This window comes from Prauserella alba (assembly GCF_024171735.1).
GTDB lineage: Bacteria > Actinomycetota > Actinomycetes > Mycobacteriales > Pseudonocardiaceae > Prauserella > Prauserella alba.
The window spans coordinates 1,386,392-1,404,280 of sequence record NZ_JAMTCH010000003.1 but is presented as its reverse complement, the minus strand read 5'-3'; the positions used below and the strand labels follow the sequence as shown (position 1 = coordinate 1,404,280).

Annotated in this window: 17 protein-coding genes; 11 read left to right on the top strand and 6 right to left on the bottom strand. The window is 71.6% G+C overall.

Annotated elements, in window-relative coordinates:
* Window positions 1-98 precede the first annotated feature (98 nt).
* Genes LY12_RS06385 through LY12_RS06375 form a run of 3 tightly spaced genes read left to right on the top strand, consistent with a single transcriptional unit; the run spans window position 99 to window position 2,653 of the window.
* Complete coding sequence (locus LY12_RS06385) at window positions 99-485, top strand: DUF7144 family membrane protein (protein WP_253854956.1); 387 nt, start codon at window positions 99-101, stop codon at window positions 483-485.
* A 33-nt stretch (window positions 486-518) separates the two neighbouring features.
* Complete coding sequence (locus tag LY12_RS06380; RefSeq protein ID WP_253853924.1) at window positions 519-761, top strand: DUF8691 family protein; 243 nt, start codon at window positions 519-521, stop codon at window positions 759-761.
* Window positions 758-2,653: an alkyl/aryl-sulfatase gene (locus LY12_RS06375; protein ID WP_253853922.1), complete on the top strand. Its 1,896-nt coding sequence runs from the start codon at window positions 758-760 to the stop codon at window positions 2,651-2,653. The genes LY12_RS06380 and LY12_RS06375 overlap by 4 nt, the downstream gene beginning before the upstream one ends.
* A 76-nt stretch (window positions 2,654-2,729) precedes the next feature.
* On the opposite strand, the gene LY12_RS06370 is transcribed toward LY12_RS06375, so the two are convergent.
* Complete coding sequence (locus tag LY12_RS06370; protein WP_253853920.1) at window positions 2,730-4,181, bottom strand: MFS transporter; 1,452 nt, start codon at window positions 4,179-4,181, stop codon at window positions 2,730-2,732.
* A 98-nt stretch (window positions 4,182-4,279) separates the two neighbouring features.
* On the opposite strand from LY12_RS06370, the gene LY12_RS06365 reads away from it, so the two are divergent.
* From LY12_RS06365 to LY12_RS06355, 3 genes are all read left to right on the top strand, one after another.
* Window positions 4,280-4,864: a TetR/AcrR family transcriptional regulator gene (locus LY12_RS06365; RefSeq protein ID WP_253853918.1), complete on the top strand. Its 585-nt coding sequence runs from the start codon at window positions 4,280-4,282 to the stop codon at window positions 4,862-4,864.
* Between the two features lie 159 nt (window positions 4,865-5,023).
* Window positions 5,024-5,707: a YdcF family protein gene (locus LY12_RS06360; protein WP_253853916.1), complete on the top strand. Its 684-nt coding sequence runs from the start codon at window positions 5,024-5,026 to the stop codon at window positions 5,705-5,707.
* Between the two features lie 144 nt (window positions 5,708-5,851).
* Window positions 5,852-6,982, top strand: a complete 1,131-nt coding sequence (locus LY12_RS06355; protein ID WP_253853915.1) for a hypothetical protein — start codon at window positions 5,852-5,854, stop codon at window positions 6,980-6,982.
* A gap of 79 nt (window positions 6,983-7,061) precedes the next feature.
* Here LY12_RS06355 and LY12_RS06350 read toward each other — a convergent pair whose 3' ends face one another.
* Window positions 7,062-8,300: an RNA polymerase sigma factor gene (locus tag LY12_RS06350; RefSeq protein ID WP_253853912.1), complete on the bottom strand. Its 1,239-nt coding sequence runs from the start codon at window positions 8,298-8,300 to the stop codon at window positions 7,062-7,064.
* Window positions 8,297-8,665, bottom strand: coding sequence for a YciI family protein (locus tag LY12_RS06345; RefSeq protein ID WP_253853910.1), 369 nt, complete (start codon window positions 8,663-8,665; stop codon window positions 8,297-8,299). Before LY12_RS06345 ends, LY12_RS06350 begins: the two co-directional genes overlap by 4 nt.
* A gap of 220 nt (window positions 8,666-8,885) precedes the next feature.
* Between LY12_RS06345 and LY12_RS06340 the strand changes: the two genes are divergently transcribed.
* The 3 genes from LY12_RS06340 (at window position 8,886) to crcB (ending at window position 10,447) form a co-directional block, all read left to right on the top strand.
* A complete protein-coding gene (locus LY12_RS06340) occupies window positions 8,886-9,530 on the top strand; it encodes a dihydrofolate reductase family protein (RefSeq protein WP_253853908.1) in 645 nt (214 codons plus the stop codon).
* A 138-nt stretch (window positions 9,531-9,668) separates the two neighbouring features.
* Window positions 9,669-10,073, top strand: coding sequence for a fluoride efflux transporter FluC (locus LY12_RS06335; RefSeq protein WP_253853906.1), 405 nt, complete (start codon window positions 9,669-9,671; stop codon window positions 10,071-10,073).
* The gene (crcB, locus tag LY12_RS06330) at window positions 10,070-10,447 is read left to right on the top strand and encodes a fluoride efflux transporter CrcB (protein ID WP_253853904.1); all 378 of its coding nucleotides are present in this window, start codon (window positions 10,070-10,072) and stop codon (window positions 10,445-10,447) included. The genes LY12_RS06335 and crcB overlap by 4 nt, the downstream gene beginning before the upstream one ends.
* 25 nt (window positions 10,448-10,472) lie before the next feature.
* On the opposite strand, the gene LY12_RS06325 is transcribed toward crcB, so the two are convergent.
* Window positions 10,473-11,426, bottom strand: coding sequence for an LLM class F420-dependent oxidoreductase (locus LY12_RS06325; RefSeq protein WP_253853902.1), 954 nt, complete (start codon window positions 11,424-11,426; stop codon window positions 10,473-10,475).
* Window positions 11,423-13,516, bottom strand: coding sequence for a S9 family peptidase (locus LY12_RS06320; protein ID WP_253853900.1), 2,094 nt, complete (start codon window positions 13,514-13,516; stop codon window positions 11,423-11,425). Before LY12_RS06320 ends, LY12_RS06325 begins: the two co-directional genes overlap by 4 nt.
* Before the next feature lie 179 nt (window positions 13,517-13,695).
* Here LY12_RS06320 and rocD point away from each other — a divergent pair, with 179 nt between their 5' ends.
* Window positions 13,696-14,952, top strand: coding sequence for an ornithine--oxo-acid transaminase (gene rocD, locus LY12_RS06315; RefSeq protein WP_253853898.1), 1,257 nt, complete (start codon window positions 13,696-13,698; stop codon window positions 14,950-14,952).
* A 36-nt stretch (window positions 14,953-14,988) separates the two neighbouring features.
* The gene (locus tag LY12_RS06310; RefSeq protein ID WP_253853895.1) at window positions 14,989-16,356 is read left to right on the top strand and encodes a DUF2252 domain-containing protein; all 1,368 of its coding nucleotides are present in this window, start codon (window positions 14,989-14,991) and stop codon (window positions 16,354-16,356) included.
* Between the two features lie 57 nt (window positions 16,357-16,413).
* Here the strand turns inward: LY12_RS06310 and LY12_RS06305 are convergent, their stop codons facing one another.
* Window positions 16,414-17,850, bottom strand: coding sequence for an NAD-dependent succinate-semialdehyde dehydrogenase (locus tag LY12_RS06305; protein WP_253853893.1), 1,437 nt, complete (start codon window positions 17,848-17,850; stop codon window positions 16,414-16,416).
* Window positions 17,851-17,889: the final 39 nt, after the last annotated feature.

Here is a 17,889-nt window from a genome sequence, read left to right as displayed (position 1 = left end):
CCGGGGAGATCTCCGGCCGGCGTATACGGGAGAGAATCATGAGCGAGACGTATCCGGGCACCCGTGCCGGGGAGAGCGCTGCGAGCCGCCTCCACGACATGCGCCCCGCACAGGGCACCGGCTGGGTCACCTTCGCGAGCATCATGCTGGTCCTGGTCGGACTGTTCAATGTGCTCTTCGGACTGGTCGCCCTGTTCGAGCAGGACTACTACGTGGTGGGCGACGCGGGCCTGCTGGTCTTCGACCTGACCGGCTGGGGCTGGATCCACCTCGTCATCGGCGGCGCCGCCGTCCTCGCCGGTGTCGCGCTCACCACCGGCGCGACCTGGGCGAGGGCCGTCGCCGCCGGATTGGCCGGGCTGAACGCGCTCGCCCAGGTCGCGTTCCTGCCCGCCTATCCGGCGTGGTCGCTCGTCGCGATCGCCCTCGACGTCCTCGTCATCTGGGCCGTCGTGGTGCACGCGGGCAAACCGGCCGCCCGGTAGCCACCGAACGCGTCGCCCGAAGGAGGGGGACCGGTGCCGCCGACCCGCTACGAGTTCCGCGTGAGCGGACACCTGTCGGAAACCACCCGGCACGCCGTCGACCAGCTCGGCAGGCTCGAGGTCGTTCCGGCACCGCCCGAGACCATCATCTACGGAGTCGTGACCGACGATGCGCATCTGCAGGGCATCATCGGGTTGCTGGACACGCTCGGGCTCCGTCTCGTCGCACTGCAACGGGTTCCGGAATTCTCGTCGGAAAGGAACGACAGTCCATGACCGACACCGTCGCCAGCGCGGGCGTCGCCGCCGCGAACGCAGACCTCCAGGACCGGCTGCCGTTCTCCGACACGGCCGACACCCGCGACGCCGAGCGCGGGTTCATCGACACGATCCGGCCCGGGCAGGTGCACGCCGACGACGGGCGGGTGGTCTGGGACGCCGACGCGTGGGCCGACGTCCTGCGGAGCCCGCGGCCGGACACCGTGAACCCCAGCCTGTGGCGGCAGGCGCAGCTGGTCGCCCGGCACGGCCTCTACGAGGTCACCGGCGGCATCTACCAGGTGCGGGGGCTGGATCTGTCGAACATGACCGTGGTCGAAGGCCGCGAGGGGATCATCGTCATCGACCCCCTGTTGTGCTCCGAGACCGCATCCGCCGCCCTGGCCCTCTACCGCAGGCACCGCGGCGACAGGCCGGTCACCGCGGTGATCTACACCCACAGCCACGTCGACCACTTCGGCGGCGTGCGGGGCGTGATCAGCGACGACGCCGTGACCTCGGGCCGGGTGCCGATCCTGGCTCCCGAGGGGTTTCTGCACCATGCCGTGGCCGAGAACGTCTACGCCGGGACCGCGATGGCGCGCCGGGCAGCGTACATGTACGGCGCGGCACTGCCCGTCGGGGCCACGGGACAGCTGGGCGCCGGTCTCGGGATGACGGTGTCGACCGGAACGGTCACCCTGATCCCGCCCACGCAGGATGTCGGCGCCACCGGGCACGAGGCGGTTCTCGACGGCGTGCGCCTCGTCTTCCAGGTCACTCCGGGAACGGAGGCGCCGGCGGAGATGAACTTCCTCTTCCCTGACCACGGCGCGTTGTGCATGGCGGAAAACGCCACCCACACGTTGCACAACCTGCTTACCCTGCGCGGCGCGCAGGTCCGCGATCCGCACGCATGGGCCGCCTACCTCCACGAAGCGATCGAGATGTTCGCGGACTCGGCCGATGTCGTGTTCGCCTCGCACCATTGGCCGACCTGGGGCCGCGACGAGCTCGTCACGTATCTGTCCGAGCAGCGCGACCTGTACGCCTACCAGCACGACCAGACCCTTCGACTGCTCAACCAGGGCTATGTCGGCACCGAGATCGCCGAGATGCTGGAGCCGCCTCCCGGGCTCGCGAACGCGTGGCACGCCCACGGTTACTACGGTTCGCTCAGTCACAACGTGAAAGCCGTGTACCAGCGCTACATGGGCTGGTTCGACGGCAATCCCGCGCATCTGTGGCAGCACCCGCCGCAGCAGGCCGGGCGGCGCTACGTCGATGCGATCGGCGGCCCCGACGCACTCCTGACCGTCGCCCGGGGCGCCTACGACGAGGGTGATTTCCGGTGGGCCGCCGAACTGACCGGACACCTGGTCTTCGCCGATCCCGGCCACACCGCAGCGCGGGAGCTGCAGGCAGCGGCGTTCGAACAGCTCGGCTTCGGCGCGGAGAACGGACCCTGGCGCAACTTCTACCTCACCGGTGCTCTCGAACTGCGCCACGGCAACATCGGCACCCCGACCGTCACCGCCGCGCCGGACATCCTCGCGCAGCTGAGCCTGGCTCAGATCTTCGACAGCATGGCGATCCAGGTCGACGGCCCGCGCGCCGCCGCGATACAGGCCGGAATCGACTGGACGGTGACCGCCGAGGACGAACAGCACCACTGGACCCGGTTGTCGAACGGGGTACTCGTCCACGGCACGGGCACCGCCAGAGACTCCGCGGAAGCCCGCATCAGTATCGGACGGAGCGCGCTGATCGCGCTGGTCACCGGACGGTCGACACCCGAAGAACTGGAGCGTTCCGGCGATCTGGTCACCGACGGCCCCACCGACGTGCTCGCCCGGCTGCTCGGTGTGCTCGATCCACCCGATCCGGGCTTCGCCATCGTCACACCGTGACCGGCTGCGCGATGATGGCCGGTATGACAGCAGGAACGCGGTCCTAAGGCGTCCACACCGGTGGTCGCTCCTGTCGCTACACCGCCGGGACCACCTCCTCCGATCCCGTGCGGAACCGTCCGGCGACGATCGCGCTTCCCAGCGCGATCACAACCGTCAGCGCGAAGGTGAGGAGCAGGGCCGTGGACATCGTGCCACCACCCGCCGTGATCAGGCTGATCAACCCACCGCCGAGACCGGCGAGAAGCGCGGTCGCCAACGTCTGGGCCAGTTGCAGCGACGACGAGACCAGACCGAGACTCTCCGGGGTGGCGAGCCGCATGGTCTCCGAAGTGCTCGCGTTGACCGCGATTCCCATTCCGAGGCCACCGATCGCCCAGCCGACGACGGCCAGCACGGCCGGCACGGCCTGCACCAGGATCGCCATCGCGACGACAACGGAACCCACAGCCAGCACGAGCGATCCCAACGCGGTCGCTCGAGAGCGGTCGCGGGTCTTTCCACCGTCCATTGTGGCTTGCCAGAACGATCCACCGACCCACGTCAGCGCACCGACCGCGAGTCCCAGACCGGACAGTGTCGTGCCCACGCCGCGGAGTTCGGACATGCCCAGCGGCAAGAACGCCTCGGTACCGAAGTAGGCGCCACACAGGCCGGCACGGACCACAATTCCGGAGGCCACACCTCGCCGCGCGACCAGGGTTCCCGGCGGCGTCACATGGCGGAGTCCGACCACTGCGAGCAGCAGACCCACCACGGCACCGGCGACCACCAGCAACGCCGATCCCGCCTCCAGCGCCAACAGCAGGACGGCGGTGCCCACAGTGAGCAGCACACTGTTGAGCACGACGTTGTGGCGCCAACCGCGCGCCGGCTCGGCGGGTGCACCCGCCTCGACGAGGCCCCGCATCGCGGGAGTAGTCAACAACGCGGCACCGACCGCAATCGGCACGATGCCGACGAAGACCCACGGCCAACCGATCGTCTCGGCGACGAGCCCACCGATCGGTGGACCCGCCAGCGCCGGGATGGACCAGGCCGACGACAGCAGTGCGTACATCCTCGGCTGCAAGCGTTCCGGGTAGGTGGCCCCGATGGACATGAACGCGATCGCCATCACGCCACCGACCCCGAAGCCCTGCACCGCCCGTGCTGTGGTGAACACCGGCCAGCTCGGGCTGACCGCCGCGAGTAGGCAACCCGCGGCAAAGACCACGATCGAGACGGCGAACGGCGCCGCGGGGCCGTTCCGGTCGGCGGCACGGCCCGCCAGCACCGCACCGACGATGTTGGCCAGCATGAGGGCCGACAGGCCCCAGCCGAACGACCCGAGGCCACCGAGTTCACGAGCGACGACGGGCAGAACGGTGGCCACACCGAGTGATTCGAAGGCGACGACGCCCACCGTCATGATCACGCCCGACGAGAGAGCGCGATAGCGGCGGGCGAAGACGCTTCGCGTCGACTCGTCCGCACCGCCGTGACCGCCCGGCGGACGCGCCGCGGAGGCCTCATCTTCGTTGCTCATCCAACATCCCACTTTCGTTCCGTTTCGAACCGGAACGTAATTTCGGCGATGCTAGGCTGTCAACAACATCCGGCCAGGACCCGAAGACAGAGACCACATTGGCACGACCACGCGACGAGCGGATCGATCTCGCGACACTGAAGGCGGTGCGCGATCTGCTGACGGAAGTCGGTTATCAGCGCCTGACGCTCGACGCCGTAGCCGCGCGCGCCGGGACGACCAAGCCCGCCATCCGGCGCCGCTGGCCGGATCAGAAACACCTCGTGGTCGACGCGCTCACCGAGCACGTCGGTTCGACGCCGACACCGGACACCGGCTGCACGCACTGCGACCTGGTGGCCGGGATCGACACCCTGCGCCGCACCATGTCAGGGCCGCTGCTGACCCTCACCCTGCCACCTTTGGTCGCCGACCTGCGCAACGACGACGTGCTGCGCAACCGGTTCTTCGAAGGGTTCTTCAGCCCGCGACGCCAAACCACCGCGCGCGCCATCGAGCGCGGGATCGAGCGCGGCGACCTCCGCGAGGACGTCGACGTCGAACTGCTGCTCGACATGCTGGCCGCGACGATGACCTACCGCCTGCTGTTCGGTCACCAGCCCCTCGCCCCCGGCCTGAGCGAGGACATCGTCGACGTCGTGATGCGTGGCGTGGCCACCTCCCATTACGCCACACAGCACTGACCTCCGCCGTGACGCCGGACGGCCGCGTCCTCGCCGGCGGGAACCAGCCCCGATGGCGTCGACTCCGGCGCACTCAATGCCGACCGCCGACCAGACGGTGGCGCGACTGGACGAACACCTCGTTCTTCGCAATCGACTCACGAAAGGTGGCGCACGTCGGTGCCGTCCGGTGCAACATGGTCCGATTCCGTCCGCGCCGACGTCGAGACGTTGTGGCGCTTCCACCGGGTCGACGATCCGCCGCAGCCGGCCGACGTCGCGGTCGGCCTCGGCAGTCACGACGCCGGCGTCGCGGTGCACGCCGCCGAGCTGTACCGGCGCGGCCTGTTCCCCCTCGTCGTGTTCACCGGCGCCACCACACCGACCACCGCAGAGCGGTTCCCCCGCGGCGAAGCGGTCCACTTCCGCGAGATCGCGATACGCCACGGCGTTCCCGCCCGCGCCGTGCGCATCGAGACCGAGGCGACCAGCACCGTCCGCAACATCGACAACACCCGTGCCCTGCTCGCCGCCGAGGGCGTCACGCCCCGCAGCGTGCTGCTGGTCTCCCGCCCCTACCAGCAACGCCGCGCGCGGGCCGTGGCGGCCGCGCGATGGCCCGGCGTCGACATCCGCTGCAGCGGCGCCGCGCACGACCTGGACACCTATCTCGCCGGCATCGGCGAACCGGACCGGGTGGCGACCATGCTCGTCGGCGACACGCAACGACTCGAACTGCAGGGCCGTTCCGGCGAGATCGCACCCCAGGACCTCCCCGCCGACGTCCGCCGCGCCTACGAGCGTCTCGTCGCCGCCGGCTACACCGGCCGCCTCATCACGCCCCGCCGGGAGTCCGGCAGCTAGCCCGGGTCACGATTCCGATTCGTCCCGGTCACGGTCGCGAAACGACACCGTCACGACACTCTGCGTGAGAACGCGCATCCTAATCGGTGAGTCCTACCTCACCTCTCATGTTCACCAAAACGGAATGTGAGAACCTCGGCACCCATGCGGACAGCGGAGGTGGCCCTCTGGGTCGCGGTGGGCCTGGCAGCAGTGGCGATCATCGCCGTGTCGCTCGCCGGGTGGCAGCTCGTGGTCGCCCGCAGGCAGGCACAGCAGATACGCAGACTGGCCGCCGGGGTCCGCGACCTGTCCACCCAGACGCAGAGCCACGCCGGGCAGGCGGCCGAGGCCGACGAGAGCGCCCGCGATCAGGCGCGCTGGGCGTGGGAGCAGGTCAAACTCGCCAACACCCAGCTCGAACAGGCCCAGCAGGAGAACCAGGCCAGCGCCCAGGCCGAGCAGTGGGAATGGGCCTACGCCCTCACCATGGCGGCCCGCGAACTGGTCGACACCAGCACCGAACTCGTCCGCATCGGCCTCGACACCCAGGTGGCACCGCATTACCGCCAGTCAGCGAACCGGCACTACCGCCAGTCCTGCCAACGCTGGCAGGACACCATGATCAAGGCACTCTCACGCACCTCGCCGAGCCTGGAGGTGCAGCACCAGCTCATCGCGTTCGGCTACGTGCACCAGCGGCTGCACGGCCACATCGACGTCCTGCTGCGCGCCACGGAAACCGGCACGCTGTCCGACAAGGACCCCGTCGCACAGAGCGTCCACGCACTGCGCCACGAACTGGCCAACGTGCACCGGCAGTTCCAGCGCACGATCAGCGCCAGCCTCGCCACGGCCGGCGAGACCGAGTTCCACGACGCGGGCGCCGCCGACACCGGCGATCGCCACATCGAAGGCACGCCGGCAGGTGATGCGCCCTCGCGCGTCGCCGCCGCACCCGCCCCGGGTGTGCACGACGGAGCCGACCGGACCGCGGCGCACCCGCCGGCACGCCCGGCCACACACCAGGCTCGGCCGGCGGATCAACAGGAGGCCGTTCCGGGGGCTGCCCTGCAGGGCGGGACGGTGCAGAACGGTTCCGCGCACACCGGGCAGAACGGAAGTCATCGGCACGGGTCCCAGCAGGCCGCCGCGGCGCCGCCCGCCGCACCCCGCCAGATCGCCAACCCCGCCGCCGGGCGGGCACAACAAGCCCCGGACCCTGCGCCCGACGCGGGCAGCGCGCCCCAGGGACCGCCTGCGAAGGCGCGGACCGCGCAGGCGCGACCGGCGTAACGCCGCCTTCTCCCCCACCGCTGCCGGCCACCGCACGGCTCTCGGCGTGCGGCCGACTCCGGGACCGGCGTGACCGGGCTCAGTCCTCTCCCGGTGCCAGTCGCCGCATCCGGTCCCGCAGGTGTCGTTGTTCCGCGAGGTTGTCCGCAGCGGCGATCGCCCGGCGGTAGGCGGCCACCGCCTCGTCGGCCCGTCCCGACCGTTCCAGCAGGTGCGCGCGGACGGCATCCAGCCTCGGCAACCCGGGGCTGGCCGCGTCCAGTTCGCCGAGCGCGGCCAGGCCGGCGGTGTCCCCGTGCACCATGGCGTGCGCGACGATGCGGTTGAGCGCGATCGTCGGATTCGCGTGCCCGGTCACCGCCTCCAGCAGCCGGTACAGCACGAGGATCTCGTGCCAGTCCGTCCGGTCGGTGTCGGGCGCATCGGCGTGCACCGCGGCGATACACGCCTGCAGCAGGTACGGCCCGGGATCGACGCCCGGCACGGTCCGCTCGACCAGCGCCGTTCCCTCGTCGATCAGCGCGCGGTCCCACAGCGAACGATCCTGCTCGTCGAGCGGGCGCAGCACCCCGCCCCGGCCGATCCTCGCGGGCTGGCGGGCCTCGGTCAGCAGCATCAGCGCCAGCAGCCCGGCCACTTCGGCCGAATCGGGCAGGCTCAGCCGCAGCGCCCGCCCGAGGCGGATCGCCTCGGCGGCCAGGTCGGCGTCGCGCGGCGGCGAGCCGCCCGTCGTGTGGTGCGCCTCGGTGAACATCACGTACAGCACGTCCAGGACCGACGTGAGCCGCTCCGCCGCGTGCTCGGGCCGGGGCAACGCCCTGCCCACCGCGGCCAACGCGCGCTTGGCACGCGTGATCCGCTGGGCGATCGTCCGCTCCGGCACTTGGTAGACACCGGCGATCTGCGCCGTGCTCAGCCCCGCCACCGCACGCAGGGTGAGCGCGACCCGGCCGGAACGGGGCAGCTCCGGATGGCAGCACAGCTGCAACACCAGCAGCGAATCGTCCCGTTCGGCCGCCTCCGGGTGCACCGGCGGGTGCACGGGTGCGTCCAACCGCACCGCCCGCTCCTCGCGGTCCCTGCGGCGGGTGTCGCTGCGAACCCGGTCGACGTACCGCCGGCGCGCGGTCGACGTCAGCCAGCCCAGTGGATCGTCGGGCAGGCCGGACGGCCACTGCCGGTAGGCGTCGAGCAGCGCCTCCTGCACCGCGTCCTCGCACAGGTCGAACCGGCCGCTGCCGTAGCGGCGCACCAGACGGGCGAGGACCCGTGGCGCGGCTTCCCGCCACAGGTCCTCCGCCCTGCCGTCGTCGGTCATCCGTCTCCCAGATCGGCGAACAGCACCGGGCGCACCTCGAGCGCCAGTCCGGGAATGCTCGCGTCGGGGATTCGCCTCGCCAGCTCGAGGGCGCGCGCCTCGTCCTCGACGTCCACCAGGTAGAACCCGCCCAGGTACTCCTTGCTCTCGGCGAAGGGGCCGTCGGTCACCTCCGGCCCGTCGGTGCCGCTGCGGACGACCCTGCTCCGGCTCGGATCGGCGAGCGCCTGCGTCGCGACGAACTCACCGCTCTCCTTGGTCTCGGCCATGAACGCGCCGTGTCCCTCCCCGATCTGCTGTTGCTGCTCCTCGGTGAGGTTCTCCAGCACCGCCGGGTCGACCTGCATCAGGATCACGTACTTCACAGTCTCCTCCTCGGTCCGTGGTGCCGCCGCCGCGGCGACACACCAGGGGGGGTCGTCACCGATTCGGCCGACGCGACACCGTGCGGCGATCGCATTGCTCGTGGATTCTCACCGAGAATGCTCGTCGTCGGTGTCGCGAACCGCCGTCCGGTGACGACCACCCCGTGAACACGCCGCAGCCGGCGTGCTCACCGCGACGACCGACATCCGAGGAGACGACATGACACAGCGAGTCCGGGTCCACTGCATCACCGTCACCGCCGACGGCGTCGGAGCGGGTGAGAACCAGAGTTTCGACCGGCCCTTCGGCGACGTCGACCCCGGGGAGCTGTTCGCCTGGGCGGGCGCCACCGCCAGTTGGGTCAACCGCACCGAGCCGGGCGGCAGCCGGGGACTCGACGACTGGATCACCCGCGACTTCACCCGCGGCATCGGCGCCGAGATCATGGGCCGTGGCAAATTCGGCCCGCAGACCGGCCCGTGGCCGGATCACGAGTGGCAGGGCTGGTGGGGCGACGAGCCGCCGTTCCACACCCCCGTGTTCGTGCTCACCCACCACCCGCGCCCGACGCTCACCCTCGGCGAGACGACGTTCCACTTCCTCGACGCCACGCCGCGGCGGGCCGTGGAACGGGCCAAGGCGGCCGCGAACGGCGGCGACGTACGCATCGGCGGCGGCGTCACCACCCTGCGCGAGTTCCTCGACGCGGATCTCATCGACGACATGCACATCGCCGTCACCCCGATCGAACTCGGCGCGGGCAAACGGCTCTGGGACACGCCCGACGACCTGACCGACCGCTTCCACCTGGAACGCGTCCCGAGTGCGAGCGGCATCGTGCACCACTTCTTCTGGCGGCGCTGAGCTCTCCGGGGTCTCGCGGGGCGCTGCCGGCCGGGGCCGCGGTGGACCCGCGGCGTCGTGTCCACGGCGGGTACGTGCACCCGGGCGGTCCGGCGGGGCTGCCCGGGTGCACGGGCCGCGATCGGTGATGATGGGCGGATGACCGGTATCCGCCGCTGGGACGTGCTGCTCGCCGTGGCCGCGGGTGGCGCGCTCGGCAGCCTCGCACGCTACGGGCTCGGCGCGGCCCTGCCGTCGCCCGCGGGTGTCGCCACGCTCCTCGGCAACGTCGCGGGCTGCCTCGCCCTCGGCACCCTCATGGCCGTCCTGGCCCGGCAGACGCCGCAACCCCGGCTCCTGCGCCCCTTCCTGGGAGTCGGCGTGCTCGGCGGGTTCACGACGTTCTCGACGTACGTGCTCGACGCGCTCTCGACCGCCTACGACGGGCACCTCGTCGCGGCGTTCGCGTACGCCGCGGGGTCGGTCCTGGCCTCGCTGCTGGCTGTGGTCGCCGGTGTCACCGGCGCCCGCAGGCTGCTCGACCGGCCGGGGCGCGCGGCATGACGGCCGCGATGGTGATGCTCGGCGGAGCGGGTGGCGCGGTCCTGCGCTACCTCATCGACCTGCGGGTGCAACGCGGCCGCACCACCGCGTTCCCGTGGGGCACGCTCGCGGTGAACGTACTCGGCTCGGCACTGCTCGGGCTGCTCACCTCGTGGATACTGGCCGCGGGCACCGCAGGCGGCGCGGTGTTCGCGCTGGCGGGCGTCGGACTGTGCGGCTCGCTGACGACGTTCTCGACGTTCGGCTACGACACCGTGCAGCTGATCACCCAGCGACGACATCGCCACGCCGCCGCCAACGTCGTGGTGACCGTCCTCGCCGGATTCACTGCGGCAGTCGCGGGCCTGCTCGCCGGCGGCGCCGTGTGGGGCTGACCGCGGGAGCAGGCCGGGCGTCCCGTCACGCGGGTGCGAGCGCGCGCACCAGCGCCGCCGGATCACCGCCCGTGGTCAGCGGCATCAGCACCGGCGTCGTCACCCCGGCCTCGACGTAGGCCCGCACCCCCTCACGGCACGCCTCCGGGCTGCCGTGGACGATCAGCTCGTCGACCACCTCGTCCGGTACCAGTTCGACGGCACGCTTCCGGTCGCCCGCCGCCCACGCCTCCTGCATCGGAGCGAGCCGTTCGCCACGGCCGAGCCAGTCGTGGAACGCGCGATAGACCGGCACCGTCAGGTAGGCGCAGATGTGCCTGCGTGCCAGCGCCCGCGCCTCGTCGGCGTCCTCGGAAGGGCAGACGAAGATACGCGCCACCAGTTCGGCGTCCGGGCCGAGTTCACCGCGCACCGCCGGCACGTCGGAGGCCGCGAGCCAGTTCGTGATCGCACCGGCCGATTCGCGGCCCGCCATCCGCAGCATCCCCGGCCGCAGCGCCGCGACCATCACCGGCGGCGGCGTCTCGGGCGGACGGCCGAGGCGGAATCCGCTGACCGTGAACGTCGGATACTCCGCGGTGACCTTCTCCCCCGCCAGCGCCGCCCGCAGGAACCGCACCGTGTCGCGGGTCCGCGCGTACGGCTCGGCGAACTCGGCCGCGTTCCAGTTCTCCACGATCACCTGCGACGACGTGCCCACGCCGAGGACGAACCGGCCCGGCGCGCAGTCGGCGGCGCTCGCTGCGCTCATCGCCAGCAGGCCGGGGCCACGGGTGTAGACCGGTGCGATGGCGGTGCCGAGCCGCAGCTCGGGCGCCCACTGCGAGGCCAGCACCAGCGGAGTGAAGGCGTCCGCGCCGCCTGCCTCCGCCGACCACAGGTCCGTATAGCCCAGTTCCGGCAGCTGCGCGACGAGCTCGCGGTGCTCGGGCAGCGACAGCCCGTCGAGCGGAACCGTCAGTCCCCACCGGCCGGTCATGCGCCCGCCTCGACGCCGAGCTGCTGGTTGAGCCATCGCACCTGGGTGAGCATCAGTTTCTCCGCGACCTCCTCGGCCTGCGGTGTCATGTGTGTCGCCCCGGCCAGCGGCAGGAACGTGTGCCCGCGGCCCGCGGCGAGTAGCTCCGACGAGAGCCGCAACGCGTGGGCCACGAACACGTTGTCGTCGGCGAGCCCGTGCACGATCAGCAGCGAGCGCTCCAGTTTCGGCGCGTCGGTGATCAGCGAGTTGCGCTCGTACACCTCGGGCCGCTCGTCGGGGTGGCCGAGATAGCGCTCGGTGTAGTGCGTGTCGTACAGGCTCCAGTCGGTCACCGGAGCGCCCGCGACACCCGCGGTGAACACGTCCGGCCTGCGCAGGACCGCCGCGGCCGCCAGGTAGCCGCCGAAGGACCACCCGCGGATGGCGACCCGGTCGAGGTCGAGGTCGGCGAACCGCTCCGCCGCGGCGTGCAGCGCGTCGACCTGGTCGGCCAGCGCGACGTCACCGAGATCGCCCGCCATCGCGCGTTCCCACGCGGGCCCGCGGCCGGGCGAACCGCGGCCGTCGACGACGAGCACGGCGAATCCCTGGTCGGCCAGCCACTGCGGGGTGAGCATCGCGTTCCTGCTGCGCAGCACCCGCTGGGCGTGCGGCCCGCCGTAGGGGTCGAGCAGGACGGGCAGCGGCCCGTCGCCCGGTGCGTGACCGGTCGGCAGCACCAGTGCCGCGCGCAGCGCGCGCTCACCCAGTTGCAGCCAGTGCACGTTCGGCACCAGGCCGGGGTCGGCCGCCACGGACGCGATATCGGCGACGCGTTCGCCGCCTGCCAGCACGGAGACGCGGATGCCCGCGTACTCCGGGCTCCACGACGCCAGCACCGCCGCCTCGGCGGTCCCGGCTCCGTTGTGGACACCCACACCCTCCGACAACCGCCGTACCGCGGCGCCCTCGGTGCGGTAGACGTGGATCTGGGTCGGATCGTCGTCGGACGCGCTGAACAGCACCTCGTCACCGACGTCCAGCACCGACCGGACCTGCAGCTCCGCACCCGTCACGGGGGTGCCGTCGACGAACAGCCGGTACGCCCCGTCGGCCACCCCCACGTGCACGAGCCGTCCGTCCGGCGTCCACGCCGGGACGCCGGTGACGATCTCGACCCAGTCCGGATCCTTCTCGGTGTGCAGCAGCCGCGTCGACCCGTCGGTGACGTCGAGGGCGCGGATCTCGAGGCACTTCTGATCCCGCGACTGCACGGTCAGCAGCGGCGGCCCGCCCTCCGACCAGTGCACCGCGACGAGGTACTCCCACTCGCCCGCGGGCACGTCCAGACGCCGTCCGTCGAGGGTGACGACCGCCAGCGACACGGCGACGTTCGTGGTGCCCGCAGCCGGGTAGGCGACCGTGTTGACCGGCGACGCCGGGTTCGCGGGGTCGGCGATGTGCCAGCGCGGCACGTCGGAGCGGTCGCTGCGCGCCGCGAGCAGACTCCGCCCGTCCGGCGACCACCAGTAGCCGCGCACCCGGCGCATCTCCTCGGCGGCGATGAACTCGGCCAGCCCCCAGCTGACGTCCTCGGTCTCCTCGTCCTCTCCTGCCACGACCCGGTCCTGACCGGTCGCCAGCTCCACCACGTGCAGCTGCCGGTCCGCGACGTAGGCCACGTGCGTTCCTTGCGGGTTCGGCCGCGGATCGATCACCGCGGCGTCAACCAGCATCCGCACCGCACCGGTGGCCAGGTCGGCGGTGTAGAGCTTGCCGGACAGCGAGAACGCCGCGACGGTGCCCGCGGCGTCGGTCGCGTAACCGACGACGCCTCCCGAGGTCTCCCGGGCCCGTTCGCGCCGGGCCCGTTCCTCGGCGGGCAGGTCCTCCTCGCCGGGCAACAGTTCGGCCGCGTCGACGAGTTTCGACTCCTCACCGGAGGTCACGTCGAGCTGCCACAGGCTGTTGCGCCGGTCGTGGCCGGATTCGGAGCGGAGGAACAGCACGCGCTCGCCGTCGGGCGTGACCTGGAACTGCCGGGGCGTGCCGAGCGTGAACCGTTGGGTGCGGGCCTGTGCACGGAGGAAGGAGAGATCGTCTGTCACGGAAGGACACTCTGGCAGACCCGGCAGCAGCACTGCCACGGCCGCGTCCCCGGCGCCGCGCCGGCGGCCGCCGAGGGGACAACGAATCACCGCTGTGACCCGACGATCGCGCAACGATCCTCGCTTCTGCGCAATGCATTCCGGCTGATCTCGGTGCGGATCGGCCCTAATCTGAACGCATGACGACGTTCGCCGACCGCACCGCCGACACGCCCACGCCCTCGCACGCCGCCCCGGCGGCCACGGCCGACTACATCGCGCTCGACGAGCAGTGGAGCACGCACAACTACCACCCGCTGCCGGTCGTGATCGCCTCCGGTGAGGGCGCCACCGTCACCGACGTCGAGGGAACGACGTACCTGGACTTCCTGTCCGGCTACTCGGCCCTGAACTTCGGGCACCGGCACCCCGACCTCGTCGCCGCTGCGACGGAGCAGCTGGAGCGGGTGACGCTGACCTCCCGCGCCTTCCATCACGACCGGTTCGGCCTGTTCTGCCGGGAACTCGCCGAACTGACCGGCACCGAGATGGTGCTGCCGATGAACTCCGGCGCCGAGGCGGTCGAGTCGGCGATCAAGGTCGCACGCAAGTGGGCCCACCGGGTGAAGGGCGTGCCGGACGGGCAGGCGCGCATCGTCGTGGCCTCCGACAACTTCCACGGGCGCACCACGACCATCGTGTCGTTCTCCACCGACGAGGACGCACGCGCCGACTTCGGCCCGTTCACCCCGGGCTTCGACGTCGTGCCCTACGGCGACACCGAGGCACTCGCCGGTGCGATCACCGACCGCACCGCGGCGGTGCTCGTCGAACCCGTCCAGGGCGAGGCGGGCGTCGTCGTCCCACCGGCCGGATACCTGGCCGAGGCCCGCAGGCTGTGCGACGAGGCGGGGGCCCTGCTCATCGCCGACGAGATCCAGTCCGGCCTGTGCCGCACGGGCACCGTCTTCGCGTTGGAGCACGAGGGGGTGCGGGCGGATCTGTACACGCTCGGCAAGGCCCTCGGCGGCGGCATCGTGCCGGTGTCGGCGGTCGTCGGCCGCCGCGACGTGCTCGGCGTGCTGCAGCCCGGGGAGCACGGCTCGACGTTCGGCGGCAACCCGCTCGCCTGCGCCGTCGGCCGGGCCGTGGTGCGGCTGCTGTCGACCGGCGAGTTCGCCGAGCGTGCCACTGCTCTGGGCGAACGCCTCCACACCCGCCTGTCCGGGCTCGTCGGCCACGGCGTCGGCGCCGTCCGCGGCCGTGGGCTGTGGGCGGGGGTCGACATCGCCCCCGGCGGGCCGACGGGCCGCCAGGCCTCCGAGGCGCTGCGTGAACGTGGCGTGCTCTGCAAGGAGACCCACGGTTCGACGTTGCGGATCGCGCCGCCACTGGTGATCACCGAGGCCGAACTCGACCGCGGGATCGACGCGATCGAAGCGGTGATCACCGGCTGATCCCGGCGGGTTCCCGGCAACGGGCAGAATGGGGCCATGATCGATCTGCGCACGCCGGTGAGCACCGAGGACGTCGTGGCCCGTGGGAAGGCGCTGCGGGACGCCACGCCACCGGCCTCCCACGACCACGACGCGGCGAACCCGCAGCGCCCGGACGTGCTCGCCTACATCGAGGCGAGCAACGCCGGCCGGTTGCCGGAGCTGCTTCCGTTGCGGCACGGCCGCATGGCGGCGTCCCCGTTCGCGTTCTACCGCGGCGCCGCCGGGCTGATGGCCGCCGACCTCGCGGGGACACCGGCGAGCGGACTGCGCGCCCAGCTGTGCGGTGACGCGCACGCGGCGAACTTCGGGCTCTACGGCACACCCGACGGCGAGATCGTCATGGACATCAACGATTTCGACGAGACCGTGCCGGGCCCGTGGGAATGGGACCTCAAGCGCCTCGCGACGAGCCTCGTGCTCGCGGGCCGCGAAGGCGACGTGTCGGAGAAGAAGTGCCGCAAGGCGGCCGAGGACGTCGTCAAGTCGTACCGCCGCACGGTCCGCGAACTGGCCGAGGTGCCGTTCCTGCGATCGTGGAACGCGCTGCCGGACTCGTCGGTCGTGGAGAAGGCGAAGGCGGACGAGCTGATCGACGACTTCGAGAAGGCCGCGGCGAAGGCCAGGAAGAACACGAGCGCCAAGATCGCGGCGAAACGCACCGAGGAGTACTCCCACGCCTCCGGCGACAGCGGATGGCGGTTCACCGAGGAACCGCCGAAACGTACCCGCGTCGACGACGCCACGGCCGACGCCGTGATCACGAGCCTCGAATCCTATGTGGACACGCTGCGCGAGTCCCGGCGCAACCTCATCGACCGCTATTCGGTGTCCGATGTGGCCTTCCGCGTCGTCGGCACCGGCAGTGTCGGCCGCCGCGGCTACATCGCGCTGCTGCGCGGCAACGGCGACGAGGCGCTCGTGCTGCAGCTCAAGGAGGCGTGCCCGTCCGCGCTGGCCGACGTCCTCCACCCCGAGCCGTGGGAGCACGAGGGGCACCGCGTCGTGCACGGCGCGCGCCTGGTGCAGGCCGAGACCGACATCCTGCTCGGCTGGACCACTATCGAGGGCAGGCCGTTCATCGTGCGCCAGTTCCGCAACATGAAGGGCGACATCGACCCGACCGGCCTCGACGGCGGGCATCTCGACGACTACGGCAGGCTCGCCGGTGCGCTGCTCGCCCGGGCCCACACCCGTTCGCTCGATCCGCGGCTGCTCGCGGGCTACTTCGCCGAGGACAGCGACATGGACGAGGCTGTCGGCCGCTACGCCGTGCGTTACGCCGACCGGACCGAGGCCGACCACGCCGACCTGCTCGCCGCGATCAAGGCGGGCAAGCTGGCGGCCGAGTTCGAGGAGGACTGACGCGGCCGGTCCGGGCGCGACGACGGGTGGCGCCCCGCTCGGACCGGCCGCGGCGGCTCAGTGCGCGATGCTGACCGAGCGGGTGTTCAGGTAGGCCTCCATCGCCTCGTGGCCACCCTCGGAGCCGTAGCCGGAGTCCTTCACACCGCCGAACGGCAGCTCCGCCGACGGCATGGCCGGCATGTTCACCCACAGCATGCCCACTTCCACCTTCCGCGTCAGCGTGTCGGCGGCGGCCAGCGAGCGGGTGAACGCGTAGCCGGCGAGTCCGTAGGAGAGCCGATTGGCCTCGGTGATCGCCTCGTCGAGGTCGGTGAAGCCGCGGATCGCCGCGACCGGCCCGAACGGCTCCTCGTTGAACAGCCTCGCGTCGGACGGGACGTCGTCGAGCACCGTCGGCGCCCAGAAGTTGCCCGCGTCGCCGATGCGCTCGCCGCCCGCGAGGGTCGCCGCCCCGCGGCCCACGGCGTCGTCGTACAGCGAGGACATGGCGTCGAGGCGCCTGCTGTTGGCCAGCGGCCCCATCTGGGTGCCCTCGGCCAGACCGTCGCCCACCGACACGCCGGTGGCCGATTGCGCCAGCGCCTTGGCGAAGTCCTGGCGCACCGACTCGTGCACGAGGAACCGCGTGGGCGAGATGCACACCTGCCCCGCGTTACGGAACTTCGCCTTGGCCATGGTCTTCACCGCGAGCTCCACATCGGCGTCCTCGCACACGATCACCGGCGCGTGCCCGCCCAGCTCCATCGACACCCGCTTCATGTTCCTGCCGGCGAGCTCGGCGAGCTGCTTGCCGACCGCGGTGGACCCGGTGAACGTGATCTTGCGGATCGCCGGGTGTGCGATCAGGTACTCGGAGATCTCCGCGGGGTCGCCGTACACGAGCGCCAGGACACCCGCGGGCAGGCCGGCGTCCTGGAACGCACGCACCAGCGCCGCCGGGCTGGCCGGTGTCTCCTCCGGCGCCTTCACGACCATCGAACAACCCGTGGCCAGGCAGGCACCGAGTTTGCGCACCACCTGGTTGATCGGGAAGTTCCACGGCGTGAAGGCCGCCACCGGTCCGACCGGGTCCTTCACCACGAGCTGGCGGATCGACGGGTCAGCGCGGTGCGGCACCGTGCGGCCGTAGACACGCAGGCCCTCGTCGGCGAACCAGTCGATGATGTCCGCGCCAGCCAGGATCTCGCCCTTGGCCTCGAACAGTGGTTTTCCCTGCTCGCGGGTCATCAGGTCGGCGATCTCGTCGACCCGCTCCCGCACCAGCCCGGCCGCCCGGTGCATGATCGCGGCGCGCTGCGCGGGCGTGTAGTCACGCCACACCTCGAAGCCGCGGCGCACCGAGTCGGCGGCGTGGTCGAGGTCCCGGCGCGAGGCGCGGGCGACGCGGCCGATCACCTCACCGGTCGCGGGGTTCTGCACGTCGAGGGAACGTCCGTCCTCCCCGTCCCTCCAGTCGTCGTCGATGAAGAGCCGGGTGTCCGGATAGGTCATCTCGGAAAGCCTCCTTGATCGCGTGCGCTCGGTCTGCGG

What these genes read in the sequence shown, in the direction of transcription:
- LY12_RS06355 (WP_253853915.1), top strand. Translation starts at nt 5,852, where the DNA reads ATGCGGACAGCGGAGGTGGCCCTCTGGGTCGCGGTGGGCCTGGCAGCA.
- crcB (WP_253853904.1), top strand. Translation starts at nt 10,070, where the DNA reads ATGACGGCCGCGATGGTGATGCTCGGCGGAGCGGGTGGCGCGGTCCTG.
- LY12_RS06375 (WP_253853922.1), top strand. Translation starts at nt 758, where the DNA reads ATGACCGACACCGTCGCCAGCGCGGGCGTCGCCGCCGCGAACGCAGAC.
- LY12_RS06335 (WP_253853906.1), top strand. Translation starts at nt 9,669, where the DNA reads ATGACCGGTATCCGCCGCTGGGACGTGCTGCTCGCCGTGGCCGCGGGT.
- LY12_RS06350 (WP_253853912.1), bottom strand. Translation starts at nt 8,300, where the DNA reads ATGACCGACGACGGCAGGGCGGAGGACCTGTGGCGGGAAGCCGCGCCA.
- LY12_RS06340 (WP_253853908.1), top strand. Translation starts at nt 8,886, where the DNA reads ATGACACAGCGAGTCCGGGTCCACTGCATCACCGTCACCGCCGACGGC.
- LY12_RS06325 (WP_253853902.1), bottom strand. Translation starts at nt 11,426, where the DNA reads ATGACCGGCCGGTGGGGACTGACGGTTCCGCTCGACGGGCTGTCGCTG.
- LY12_RS06305 (WP_253853893.1), bottom strand. Translation starts at nt 17,850, where the DNA reads ATGACCTATCCGGACACCCGGCTCTTCATCGACGACGACTGGAGGGAC.
- LY12_RS06310 (WP_253853895.1), top strand. Translation starts at nt 14,989, where the DNA reads ATGATCGATCTGCGCACGCCGGTGAGCACCGAGGACGTCGTGGCCCGT.
- rocD (WP_253853898.1), top strand. Translation starts at nt 13,696, where the DNA reads ATGACGACGTTCGCCGACCGCACCGCCGACACGCCCACGCCCTCGCAC.
- LY12_RS06370 (WP_253853920.1), bottom strand. Translation starts at nt 4,181, where the DNA reads ATGAGCAACGAAGATGAGGCCTCCGCGGCGCGTCCGCCGGGCGGTCAC.
- LY12_RS06385 (WP_253854956.1), top strand. Translation starts at nt 99, where the DNA reads ATGCGCCCCGCACAGGGCACCGGCTGGGTCACCTTCGCGAGCATCATG.